The organism is Marinobacter sp. Arc7-DN-1 (assembly GCF_003441595.1).
GTDB classification, from domain to species: domain Bacteria; phylum Pseudomonadota; class Gammaproteobacteria; order Pseudomonadales; family Oleiphilaceae; genus Marinobacter; species Marinobacter metalliresistant.
Genome location: NZ_CP031848.1, coordinates 2,856,661 through 2,868,780, shown reverse-complemented (window position 1 = coordinate 2,868,780; position 12,120 = coordinate 2,856,661). Strand labels below are relative to the sequence as shown.

The 12,120-nt window shown below is 62.2% G+C and carries 9 protein-coding genes; all 9 read right to left on the bottom strand.

All coding sequences use genetic code 11. The annotated features are described in order from the left end of the window. Positions 1-7: 7 nt before the first annotated feature. Positions 8-694, bottom strand: a complete 687-nt coding sequence (gene vasI, locus D0851_RS13475; RefSeq protein ID WP_227539304.1) for a type VI secretion system-associated protein VasI — start codon at positions 692-694, stop codon at positions 8-10. After that, complete coding sequence (locus tag D0851_RS13470; RefSeq protein ID WP_117619098.1) at positions 664-2,235, bottom strand: sigma 54-interacting transcriptional regulator; 1,572 nt, start codon at positions 2,233-2,235, stop codon at positions 664-666. Before D0851_RS13470 ends, vasI begins: the two co-directional genes overlap by 31 nt. 170 nt (positions 2,236-2,405) lie before the next feature. Next, positions 2,406-5,039: a type VI secretion system ATPase TssH gene (gene tssH / locus D0851_RS13465; protein ID WP_117619097.1), complete on the bottom strand. Its 2,634-nt coding sequence runs from the start codon at positions 5,037-5,039 to the stop codon at positions 2,406-2,408. A gap of 10 nt (positions 5,040-5,049) precedes the next feature. Continuing rightward, on the bottom strand, positions 5,050-5,877 hold the full coding sequence (gene icmH, locus D0851_RS13460; protein WP_117619096.1) for a type IVB secretion system protein IcmH/DotU: 828 nt from the start codon (positions 5,875-5,877) through the stop codon (positions 5,050-5,052). Positions 5,878-5,880: 3 nt separating this feature from the next. Further along, a complete protein-coding gene (tssK, locus tag D0851_RS13455) occupies positions 5,881-7,215 on the bottom strand; it encodes a type VI secretion system baseplate subunit TssK (RefSeq protein ID WP_117619095.1) in 1,335 nt (444 codons plus the stop codon). Next, positions 7,215-7,748: a type VI secretion system lipoprotein TssJ gene (gene tssJ / locus D0851_RS13450; RefSeq protein ID WP_117619094.1), complete on the bottom strand. Its 534-nt coding sequence runs from the start codon at positions 7,746-7,748 to the stop codon at positions 7,215-7,217. The genes tssK and tssJ overlap by 1 nt, the downstream gene beginning before the upstream one ends. Next, entirely contained in the window at positions 7,745-9,061 is a 1,317-nt protein-coding gene (gene tagH / locus D0851_RS13445; RefSeq protein ID WP_117619093.1) for a type VI secretion system-associated FHA domain protein TagH, read from the bottom strand. Before tagH ends, tssJ begins: the two co-directional genes overlap by 4 nt. A 20-nt stretch (positions 9,062-9,081) precedes the next feature. Continuing rightward, entirely contained in the window at positions 9,082-10,098 is a 1,017-nt protein-coding gene (tssG, locus tag D0851_RS13440; protein ID WP_117619092.1) for a type VI secretion system baseplate subunit TssG, read from the bottom strand. Continuing rightward, positions 10,062-11,834 (bottom strand): type VI secretion system baseplate subunit TssF, encoded by a 1,773-nt coding sequence (gene tssF / locus D0851_RS13435; protein WP_117619091.1) that lies wholly within the window; start codon positions 11,832-11,834, stop codon positions 10,062-10,064. The genes tssG and tssF overlap by 37 nt, the downstream gene beginning before the upstream one ends. Positions 11,835-12,120 lie beyond the last annotated feature (286 nt).

The window sequence follows — 12,120 nt, the reverse complement described above, 5'->3', positions numbered from 1 at the left end:
CCTGCGTTTACCAGCCACAGGTCTCGCGTAACGGTTCGATCGCCTGGCGGTATCCCGTCAGATCAAACAGCAGGCCATGGATGCGACCGTTGGGCGATTCGATGCGAACCTCTGTGCTGGCTATCATGGCCTTCACGGTGCGAATGGCCGGCAGCCCCCGGCCACCGCTGAGTACGAAACCGTTGTCCCGCACCCGCCAGACTGTCTGTGCCCCGCCAAATCCCAGACGCACCCGTTCCTCGTCCAGCGCCTCTGGCAGCATCAGGGTGAGTTCGGTGATGTTGTTGTGGCACTGCAGGGCCAGCAGAGGCCGGGGAGGCTGCACGCCCAGAGCCGGAACCGTGACCAGCTGGCCGGCCGCCCGCCCGGTATTCCGGTAAATCACACCGGAGCCACCGTTTTGCTCATCAAGGCCGGCATAGGCCTGTCGCCAGCGTTCAGACCGCCGGGCATCCGGGGCCGTGCTATCGGCTCCGGGTGCCGCCAGCGGCGTACCGAAAACGTCATCAAAGCAGGCCAGCCGTTCAAGTCGCTGAGGCTCGCCTGTACAAAACCGGGCATCCTCAAGCTGGTCAGCGGAAGCATGCGACAGCAGGGAAAACAGCAGGGAAACCAACGCCAGCGCCGCCGGAACGCGACCGGGAAAACGCACTTTCCGGGACATCATAAATCCGTCACCCGATACTTCAGACATTTGTGGGCCAGGGTCCGCTTTGGCAGCCCGAGGCTTTCCGCCGCCTGGGCGCGGTTGCCACCGTACTGGCGCAGACGCTCACGAATAATCGTCGCTTCGAAGGCCTGGGCTGCAGCTTTCAGGTCCCGGATCTCGTCCAGGGCCGGCCCCTCAACGGACGCGCCACCTCCGGCATCCCAAGGTGCGGTACTCCAGCTATCGGGTTCTTCAAACAGATCATTGAGCCTGAGAACTTCCGGCTGGATATCATCCCCGCCCGGCGTCTGCAGGCAGGCCAGCTCAATGATGTTGCGCAGCTCCCGGACGTTGCCGGGGAAGTCGTAACCGGCCAGCAGGTGCAGGGCGTGGCTGGAAATGCCCATGGGGCCGTTACCCTCACGCTCGGTATATAGCCGGATGAAGTGACGGCTCAGGGCTTCGAGGTCGTCGGGGCGTTCCCGCAAAGGGGTTACCCGCAGCGGAAACTGGCTAAGACGGTAAAACAGGTCCCGCCGGAAGCTGCCGCCTTCGATTCCTGCCTGCAACGGTTGGTGGGTGGCCGCCACCAGGCGGAAGTCCGAACGCTGTTCCTCACGGGCGCCCAGGGGGCGGAACTGGCGGCTTTCCAGCACCCGGAGCAGCTTCGATTGAAGGGCCATGGGCATGTCGCCGATTTCATCAAGGAACAGGGTGCCGCCATTCGCCTGGGCCAGAAGCCCCTGTTTGTCCTGATCGGCACCGGAAAACGCGCCTTTGGTGTGGCCGAAGAGTTCACTTTCCAGCAGGGTGTCCGGGATGGCAGCACAGTTGACCACGACCATGGGGCCTCCGGCCCGGTCGGACAGCTCGTGAATACCGCGGGCAACCACGTCTTTGCCACAACCGGTTTCGCCCTGCACCAGCACCGACAACTGGCTGCTGGCAGCCCGGACGATCTGGGCCCGGAGTCTGGTCATGGCTTCGGAGTTGCCTACCAGGGTTCGGGCCAGCTGTTCGCAGCGGCTGCGGACGGTTTCGGCGTCGTGCAGATGATCCAGGGAGCGTTTGAGCAGGCGGCGCTGCCAGACCTGGTCACGGCTCTGCAACTGGGCAATCCATTGATGGATAAGCAGTTGCCGGAGGCCACAATACAGGGGCTGGCCGGTGATACCGTCCCAGTCGGGCTCGTCCCGGCAGAGCACGAGTATGCCGAGGGTTCGGCCGTCATTGCCGGTCAGGGGCTCGAGCCAGAGGGATCGGGGGCGGTCACTGGCGTCGAACAGTGCCTGGAAGCCGGTGTGGTCGAGGCGGTAGCTGGCAACGCGGGTCAGTTCCCGGGCTTTGCCGGTTTGCAGTACGTGGGCAAAGGGGTGGCTGAAGTCGCCACAATCGAATTCGCCCGGTTCGGCGAGGTCGCTGCAGTGCAGGGTTCGGCCGCTGAGGTCGAGTTCGAGTGCCCAGCAGCGGGTCAGGCCGAAGGCGTTTTCCAGCTGTCTTGTGGCGGTTTTCAGCAGATCCGGCAGGTTGTCCTGCCGGATCAGTGCCACCGCCAGGTCGATGCCGGTGTGCAGTTCCATCTGCATCCGTCCCATTCTTCTTGTTCCCTTTGTTGAGTCTTCGCCGACCGCGGCCCCTGTGGTTCGGCTTTCCAAAACACGCTGTGAATACGTCCCTGTAAGCTCCGCTCCGCCATCCATGGCTCCGCAGGGTATTTGGAAAGCCGAACCACAGGGGCCGCTACCTCCCAGTTGCCTCAAACAACGGTCCCCACGAATCGGTCCTCATCTACCCCAAGAGTCACCTTTGTTACCGGTTCCCTGGCCGCCAGTTTCTCAAGCAACGCCAATGAAACCGGTGGTAGCAACTCACCCTCTATGATCGACTCCAGCATCCTTGCGCCGTTTTCACTTCGTGTCGCCCGGCTTCGGATGGCTTCGATAAGGCCTTCTTCCAGTTCCACTTCGGCGTGGTAACGGGCTTTAATCTGGTCCGCCAACCGATGGAGTTTGTCGCCGACGATTCGGTTGAGGGTGTCTTCGCCCAGCGGCAGGAAGGGCACCACTTCCATTCGGGCCAGTAATGCCGGTTTGAAGAAGTTGGCCAGTTCCGAGTAGAGGGCCTGTTCCAGGCTGGCCGGGGACTCGGCGTGGTTGACGATGGTCTGGTAGCCGAGGTTGGAGGTGAGGAAGAAGACGACGTTTTTGCAGTCGATCAGCCGGCCTTCGCCGTCGGCCAGTTCGCCCTTGTCGAAGGCCTGGTAGAACAGGTTGAGGACGTCCGGGTGGGCTTTTTCGACTTCGTCGAGCAGTACCACGGAGTAGGGTTTCTGGCGGATGGCTTCGGTGAGGATGCCGCCTTCGCCGAAGCCGACGTAGCCCGGCGGTGAGCCGATCAGGCGGGAGACGGTGTGCTTTTCCTGGTATTCGGACATGTTGATGGTGGTGAGGAACTGGCGGCCGCCGTAGAGCAGTTCGGCCAGTTGCACCACGGTTTCGGTTTTGCCGACGCCGCTGGGGCCAACCAGCAGGAACGCGCCCATGGGGCGGCCGGGCCGGCGCAGGTCGGCGCGGGCGGTGAGCAGATGCTGGTGCAGGCAGTCGATGGCGGTGTCCTGACCTTTGATGTGGGTCTGGAGGTACGCCGGCAAGTGGGTGATTTTTTCCAGTTCATCGGCGGTCATGCGGTTGACCGGGATGCCGGTCCAGTCGGCGATGACTTCGGCCACCTGGCGGGCATCGACGCGGGCGTGCACCAGAGGTTCGTCGGCCTGGAGTTCGGCCAGTTCCTGCTCAATGGCCCCGGCCTCGCTTTTCAGGTCCGGGCATTGCTCATCGCCCTTTGCCGGCTGATCTCCAGTATCCTGTATTTCAGGCTCTTCACCGGTAAGCAGTTGTTCACGGATCTCCACCAGGCGGGCCACCAGCACGCGTTGGTCGTTCCAGCTCTGTTCCAGGGTTTCCGATTCCGCTGTCAGCTCGGCGATGCGCTGGTCCAGTGTCTGTTCACGCTCATTATCAACGCTCTGGCCCAGGGCGTGTTCGCGGTTAAGCAGGCCCTGCTCCATGGCCAGTTGGTGCAGCTCGCTGCGCACGTGGCTCAACCGACGCGGAGGCGTGCTGAGGTTCAGGCTGACCCGGGCGCAGGCGGTGTCCAGTACGTCAATGGCTTTGTCCGGGAGCTGCCGGCCGGCCAGGTAGCGGGCAGATAGTTCGGCGGCGGCTTTCAGGGCGCTGTCGGCGACCAGAACCTTGTGGGCCTGTTCGTAGACGCTGCGCAGGCCACGGAGGATGTGAACGGCTTCACCCGGGGTTGGTTCGTCCAGGGCGACCGGCTGGAAACGGCGGCTCAGGGCCGGGTCTTTTTCGAAGTATTTCTTGTACTCGCGCCAGGTGGTGGCGGCGATGGTCCGCAGCTCGCCCCGTGCCAGGGCCGGTTTCAGCAGGTTGGCGGCATCGGAGCCGCCTTCGCTGTTGCCGGCGCCGATCAGGGTGTGGGCTTCGTCGATAAACAGGATGATCGGGGTGGCGGAGCCTTTGACCGCTTCGATCACGCCTTTGAGGCGCTTCTCGAATTCCCCTTTCACCGAAGCACCGGCCTGCAGCGCTCCCATATCGAGGGTCCAGAGCTCCACCTGTTTCAGGCGGTCTGGTACATCGCCGTTAACGATGCGAAGGGCAAGGCCTTCCACCACGGCGCTTTTACCCACACCGGCGTCCCCCACCACGATGGGATTGTTCTTGCGGCGGCGGCAGAGGATGTCGATCATCTGGTCGATCTCGGCGTCCCGGCACACCACCGGGTCCAGTTTTTCTTCCCGGGCCAGTCTGGTGAAGTCGGTGGCGTAGCGTTTGAGCGGGTCCAGATCAGCACTCGCCACCGGTTCTCCGGACTCTTGCACGTTCAGTTCCGGATGCTCCGCGGAGCCCTCGGTGAGCCGGTCAAACTGCTTGCGCAACTGCTCACGATTGATCTCCACCAGGGCCTGGGCCACCCGGGGCATCAGGTAGCGGTCGGCGTTCATCAGCAGGGCCAGGAACACGGCGCCTGAGCGCAGTTCGCTGTGGCCCAGTTCGGTGGAGGCCAGCAGCCATGCGTCCTGCATCAGTTCCACCAGCAGTGGTGAAAACGAAGGATAGGCCTCGGCGGTTTGCGGTTCGCCGTTCAGGCTGTCGCCCACGACTGGCCGCAGTTGCTGATGATCGATTCCCGTGTGTTCCAGAATCTGGCGTACGTCGGAAAACGGGGTTTCCAGCAGTTTGAACAGCAGGTGCGCCGGGGTAATCTCGGCGCCCTGGCGGCTGATGCACAGGGCCGCGGAGGCCTCCAGGGCCTGGCGTGACAGTTCGTTGAGGCGCCCGATCAGCGCCGGCAGTTCTACCCGAATCACAGTGATGTCCTTATTTCGGTAGTTGATCCAATACGCGCAATACGTCCGTGATGCGCTCGTTCAATGCCATGTTATACAGGGAGTAGATCCCGGCCATCGCGGCCACAAACAAACCGGCGATCCCCCAGACCGGCAAACCACTCCGCAGCCGGTTACGGGTTGGCGTGACGTTGGTGCGGGCATCCGCCAGGGGGGCGTGATCCTGCTGCTCCCGCAACGCTTTCAATTGCTCGTGAAGGCCGCGGACAATCTGGTCGTATTCATCCCGGCCGTTCTCCATCACCTTGTACCGGCCCTCGAAACCGAGACAGAGACACAGGTAGATAAACGACAGCATGTCGCGGTAGCGGGCCGGTTCCTGCTCCATCCGGGCGAGGATGGCAAAGACCTTTTCCCCGCCCCAGGTTTCGTTGTGGAAACGGGACAGCAGGGAATGCTGGGACCAGACACTGTGGGCGCCCCAGTCGGTTCCCAGCACTGCCTCGTCAATGAAGGCGCAGAGAACGTACCGGTAGGCCACAACGACCGGCCGGTCGTAACCCTGCTCCACCAGTTCCCGGTCAATGGCGGCGATCTCATCCACCACCTGCTGATAGAGGGTTTCCACGGCGCGATAATCCACCAGTCTGCGTATCCGGATAACCAGGCCCAGCAATGGCGTGGCGGCATCAATCAGGCGGTTGTGTTCCAGTCCCCTGAGCTGGAACTGTTCATCGACCTGGCCTTCACGGTTGCCCTCAGCGGGGCCCTGGCTGTCGGCAAACATCAGATCACTGAACGCACTGCGGCCGGGATGCGTGCTGCCATCGGGTAAATCCATTACCTGTGCATCTGCCATGGTTTAGCTCCTGATTGCCCAGAACTGCATTTCCATGCCCGGGAAACTGCCGGCCACGTGGAACGCGAATCCGCTGGCGTTGTCGAGCATCTGCCAGGCCTGGCTCTGGTCGTCCAGCCGGAAGTACACAAAACCGGCGTGATACGGCAATTGCCGGGGTGCAACCGGTAGCGCAGAGAGCGGAATCCCCGGGAGCTGCAAGCTGATGAGGTCCCGTATTTTCTCGACCGAGGCCACCTTGCACTGCTGGGTGAACTGCTTGCGCAGATCGTCCAGCGGCATGTCGGCTTTGACCGCAAGAATGAATTCCGCGCCCTGGACCAACTGGGCATCCTGAACCGGCGCCACCGTCAGGCCGTACTGGCGCTGCTGGAGCTGGATGGCCAGAGCCCGTGGTTCCAGCACCGTGCTCAGGGACTGTCGCAGTACCTGCATGAGCGGCGTAAAACAGTCTTCCGGCAGATCGTGATCATAGGCCGGGTACTCCCTCGGCAGGCGCCCCTCATCGGTGAAGGTCACCAGCTCGCCACACAGCTCAAGCAGGGCTTCGAACAGTCGCTCCGGATGCAGCTGACGCAGTCGGGCCAGGTGCATGAACCTGGGATGGGCCCGGTTCAGCATCTGCAGCAACATGAAATCCGCCACATCCGCAACGCCGCCCTGCCCGGGCGCACCGACACGCTCGGCGATAGTGCGTGCGCGCTCCCGCATCAGGCCCGCCATTTCCCCGACAAATCGCTGCAGCCTCGGTGCCGCTCGCACACTCAGCATGGTCGGGATGAAGTTCGGGTCCATCACCAGGCTGCCGTCCGGGCGCTTCTCAAGAATCCGGCCGATGGCCAGGGCCGCATAGGCACTGCGATCGTCCCGCTCCAGCATCAGGCGGGGTGCAACCCGGCCCACATTGATGGTGTGGGCATCACCGTCGACCGAATGCAGATCCCGGATTTCCAGGGAGTCGGCACGGAACCGGCCCGCCACCGGGGCGTCCGGCCATTCCACTTCGGCGAGGCTGTCACTGCCCAGTGGCAGGGCCAGGTACACGATCTGATTGGCCACGGAGGCATCGGTGATTTCCATCGGCTCCGGCATCACATCGTCCTGGGGCAGACTGAAGCGGGTGCCATCGGGAAACAGTCCGGATGCCCGCACCAGACCGACCCGGCCGAAACTCAGATACTCCGCGTTCAGTTCCAGGTCACTGAAGCCGTACAGATAATCGGAGATCGCCAGGGCGCACTCGTTGATCTGGTGCTCCAGGTACCGCTGCTGTTGCTGGAAGTGCTGGGGCTTGATGAACAGGCCGTCACTCCAGACGACTCGATTGGTTACCGCCATCAGGTGTCATCCGAATGCTTGAGTTGAACTTCCCGCTCCCGAAGGTTCACCAGCAGGTTGTAGCGGCCTCCGATCGGATCCACCTTCACCACCTTTTTCCACTGGGACAGGTTCGGATAGGCGTAGAAGGCGATCACACCGATAAAACGGGTGTCCTTGCCGATTTCAAAGGGCTCAATGAACTTGAACTGGCCCGGCACCAGGGAATAGTCGCTGTGGTCCACATAGTTCTGGCCCAGTGACGACTCAAGATCACTCAGCAACTGGTCGAAATCTCCGGCCATCAACAGGGAGCTGTCGCGCATCTCAATGACCTGAAATGCAATGGGGGTGGGTGCCAGGGATTCATTCGGGTTTACATCCGGCTCGGCGACCATGGTCAGCCCCACCCGGCTGGGCAGATCTTCCGCGTACCCCACTGGGATATCCGGGTCCCAGAGTACTTTCGCGGTTTTGGTGACCGCGTTGTAGGGGGTACTGCATCCTGCCAGCACGAATACGATGGCCAGCAAACTCCATTTGCAGGTCTTCACAACGGGTTCTCCCTCTGTAGTTGGCGCAGGTGTTGGTCGTAAGCCTGTTCGAACACCTCCCGGAACAGGCGCTCGAATCCCTGCTGACGACTGGATTTCAGTTCACGGTAATAGTGCTGGTACATGTCCCAGGCCCAGTGGCCTTCGTCTTCGTTCTCCCGCAGGCCACGACGGTATCCGTGAAAACGGCGTAGCAAGGCCTCCGGCGAAAAGGCATGCAGGATGGCTTCCAGTGCTTCGCTGATCGCTTCCCGGGTGGCCTGCTGGTGATGATTCAGGCTCTGCAGGCTCTCCCGCACCGCCGCCGGCGCCGACAGGTGAACCGGGCTGCGGTGGCTGGCGAACAGGGTCTGTACCGTGTCCTCATAATCCTCACCCAGACGCAGTGGATTGTCTTCAATGGGTTGCAGACGGGTCCTCAGCGCCTGATGCCGGCTGTCTTCGCCCTGGTGCAGGGCCAGCAGGCCTTCCATGGTGGCCTTCAGGGTTTGCCCCGCCTCCTCCAGGAACAGCCGCATCTCGTCGCTGTCGGCAAAGTCCAGCCCGGCTTCCATGCCCCGCAGCAGGGGGGCACCACTGATGTGTTTGCTGCTCTGATCTGACGCATCCCGGCGATCACCCGTCTTTGTAATCTCAGACATCCTGTCTCTCTCTCCTTTGCGAACGGGTAGGCCGACCGCCACGTCGCGGTTTTCCCGGTACTCATCCGACACATTCCTTTCCGCGGCATACCAGGAGGCCTCGCCGGCCATCAGGGCGTCGGTATCCGGCTCTTCTTCACCGGGCTGTCCATTCCAGGGCGCCAATGGGTCCTCACTCATGGCCGCCACGGCTACCGAAGCGAGTTTCTGCAACGGCTCCGGATTCTCGTTCAGGCCCATGGGATCCGGCCCCCGGACCAGTTGCCCCTCGCCCACATCAACCAGGTGAGTGGTCTGCTCTGTCTCACCGCTCTCAATGAATGTCTCCGAGACGGCCTCGGCCAGCTCGGCACGAAGCCGGTAGCGCCCGACACTTATCCTGTCGCCATGCTTCAGTCGTGCCCGGCGGCCCCGCCCCACGGGCTGACTGGCGCTGTTGATGTAGGTCCGGCCACTGCGATCAATCAGGCAGAAGCCACCATCCAGAAACCGGATTTCCGCGTGGCCCGGAACTGCGCCCGTTCGCTGGGGCGACAATCGCCAGGTATCGCTGGCGGCCGTGCCGATGGAGCCGCCGCGAACGCTGAAACAGTGCTCGATGGTCGCGCCACCGCCGGCAACGGTCGGATTGGTGATGGTCAGTTTCAGGCCCGCGGCCTGTTGTTCTTCCATGAGTGCCTTCCCTGCCGGATCTACCGGCGTATCTGAATCCGGACCGCCGGCCGGCGCTGGGCCTTGTCGGGGGTGACAAAGGAATTCCAGCCCAGGCACACATCCTCACCCAGTTGCATGGGGCGGATATCCTTCGGACGCATCTGGAGTTCCAGGTCGTAGGCCAGTTGCTCCCGCGTGGCGAACTCCACCAGTTTGACCAGGCGCTGATGATCCTGGCCATTGGGCAGGAAATCCGCGAATCGTTGCCGGCTGAGGTTCCGCAACCGGAGCACGAACTTGCCACTGCGGTCCCGAATGGCCGATCCCACCAGCGTGTCGTTGCCCAGGCAGGCGTTAGCCTGCCCCAGCCGGGTCTGTTGATCGCTGGCGATGGCCACCTTGCGCAAGACCCATTGCTCAATACTGACGTCATCCAGATCAAAGCAGTGGGCCACGATGCCACTCACCACCTCTGGCGAGCGGCTGCGGCCCGCCATCAGACCGGAATACGCCAGCATCCTGGACCAGTTTACCGGCGTGGCCTCCCGCAACCGGCTGTCGCCGAGGCCCACCAGGGCAAAGATCAGTTCCGAAAAACCGTCCGAGGCGCCGGGCTGAAACCGAACGTAGTAGCGGTACTTGCGCCACGCCCGGTGAAACAGGGTGACCAGGCGATGGTTGAAGAAATCGAGAAAATGGCGGCGGATGCCCAGATTCTGGCCCGCCTCCCAGGCCAGATCCTCCAGATAATATCCCGGCAACGGCGACTGGGAACCGTGCAGCCCCAGAAAGCTGACTTCCATCTGATAAGGCCCGTGCTCGTGCTCCGGGGACAGTGCCGATACCACGTCGCTGCCGGGAAAGCCGAGACCCGCGGAGGCGGAAAACCGGATCCGTTCCTGGCGGGGCTGATCGTCGCTGTTTCGCTCGAGATCATCGCCATGATGCCGGTGAATCAGGTCCACCAGCTGGAAAAAGCTGTATCGCCGCGCATTGCCCAGAACGGGTTGCAGCCCGGCTACATCAGCGGCTGCTGACCTTGCTGTAACGTCCATGTGTACCGTTCCTGATTGTCGGTATTCACCACTTCCAGTTGGTGAAATGCGTTGATACTGGCGTAAAGGGCAAAGAACTGGCTGAGAACCGTGCCGAACAGGTAAAGATCACCCTCGGAAGCAAATGCCTGCTGGTCCAGCTTCAGCACCGAGCGGATGCCCCGCACGGGCAGCCCTTTCACCATCCGGTCCACCGGGCTTGTCTCGATGCCGGTGATACCGGCCAGGCGCTTCCGGGACACCCGCTCCGCCTGCCGGTCCACAAGTGCCCGGAAGTCGTAGACCCGCAGCACCGTGCGCAGGGCATCCACATCCAGCATGGACAGATAGTTGAGGGACAGATTCGATATCAGCGTCCACAACAGGCTGCCGTCGAGGGTCGGCCTCAGGGTGGCGGTGGGCCGGGTAATATTACTGAAGGTGGCAAACGCCGGCGTGCTCTCGGTTGCCATGCAGATTTCGCCCACCGCCAGCTGACTTGGCAACTGCCGGTTGGTGCAGGTTAGTGTCAGGGAAATCGCTTCCTGCCGGCTCAGGCACTCGGACTCGTCACCCCGGACGAACGACATGTAATGATCAAAGCCGTCGCCGCGAACACTGTTCCGCGCCCGAACCCGGTAGTACAACGCCGTACGGCCCCGATCCCGCTCCACCTCATGCTGGAAACTCTCGAAGGCGGTGTAGATGCGGGGCTCACCACGCCCGGACCGGCCTTCCAGCCAGCCTTCCACCTGCTCGATGCTGAACACCTCAAAATGGTCCGGCGACCGGCTGGACGGTGAAATCCGGTACTCGGTCTGCCGGCCGTTCAGATCCACCGGTTCGCCTTCGTGGGTAAAGAGGTTCACCGCCGGCGTGCAGTACAGCTGGAAATTGTCTTCCCGAACCTTGGCATCCGGCGGCAGTATCCGGCTGAAATGAAAACGCAGGCTGATTTCGTCCGCCTGCACGGCCGGCAGCCGCCGCCCGAGATCCTGAATGTCCACAAACCGGAACGCCTCGGGGAAGCTCAGATATTCCTGCAGAATGCGGTAGCCTGGGTAGGCATTCTTTGGATACGGCAGCAAGGCTTCGTCATCGCCGAAGCCGACCGGCTGCAACAGCGAGGCGGGCAGGCGGTAGACCGATTCACCCACCACCAGTTCGATCCGCTCCAGATAGTGGTTGAGCCAGAGAAACAGGGTTTCCGCAATGTGGCTCTCACCGCCCAGGTAAAAGCGCAGGCTGTCCATGCCCATGGATGACAGCGGCTGATCGGTGTGTAACGCCAGGTCCAGGGTTACCGAGGACACTTCCCGTGAGTGCTCGGCGTGGGCCGCGGCCACGCTCACCGGAAACACGTCCACAGCCCGGCAGGTCCGGAACCGGCACTGGGTCTGGCGGGTGGTGTCGCCCAGGGGCCGGCTCTTGATCTCGGTGTGTCGGTCCACCCGCTGGCGCTCACTGATGGCGTGCAGCTGCGGATCAAAGCGCATGATGGTGCAGCTGGGCACCGGCCGCAGATAATTGGGCCACAACATGTTCAGCAGCGAGTGGGTAATCTCCGGAAACTCGTCCTCGACCTTTTCCCGGAGCTTTCCGGTCAGGAAAGCAAAACCTTCCAGCAGCCGTTCAACATCCGGATCGGTACTCTGCTCGGACAGAAACCGGGTCAGCTGCGGATGAGCATCCGCGAATTCCCGGCCCTGGAGCCTGAGAAAGCTAAGCTCGTCCCTGTAAAATCGATTCAACTTCATCGTTACTGCACCTTGTCTGGCTCCGAGCAGGGGTGTGGTTGGTCTTTCCAAAAGACGCTTCGAGCCCGTCCATGGGACGCTTGGGCTCCGCCATCCATGGCTCCGCACACTTTTGGAAAGACCAACCACACCCCCGCTCTCATCCTTGCCTTCAAAACAGTCCGGAGCAAATACCACTCAGGTTTGCCGGAGGGGGTGGGGATGCTTTTCTGGCGGGAAAAAGATGTCTGAGCGAAGCGAGTTGTTTTTCCCAGAAGAAAAGTGTCGCCACCCCCTCCTATCCCTG

What these genes read in the sequence shown, in the direction of transcription:
- vasI (WP_227539304.1), bottom strand. Translation starts at nt 694, where the DNA reads ATGTCTGAAGTATCGGGTGACGGATTTATGATGTCCCGGAAAGTGCGT.
- D0851_RS13470 (WP_117619098.1), bottom strand. Translation starts at nt 2,235, where the DNA reads ATGCAGATGGAACTGCACACCGGCATCGACCTGGCGGTGGCACTGATC.
- icmH (WP_117619096.1), bottom strand. Translation starts at nt 5,877, where the DNA reads ATGGCAGATGCACAGGTAATGGATTTACCCGATGGCAGCACGCATCCC.
- tssK (WP_117619095.1), bottom strand. Translation starts at nt 7,215, where the DNA reads ATGGCGGTAACCAATCGAGTCGTCTGGAGTGACGGCCTGTTCATCAAG.
- tagH (WP_117619093.1), bottom strand. Translation starts at nt 9,061, where the DNA reads ATGGAAGAACAACAGGCCGCGGGCCTGAAACTGACCATCACCAATCCG.
- tssG (WP_117619092.1), bottom strand. Translation starts at nt 10,098, where the DNA reads ATGGACGTTACAGCAAGGTCAGCAGCCGCTGATGTAGCCGGGCTGCAA.
- tssF (WP_117619091.1), bottom strand. Translation starts at nt 11,834, where the DNA reads ATGAAGTTGAATCGATTTTACAGGGACGAGCTTAGCTTTCTCAGGCTC.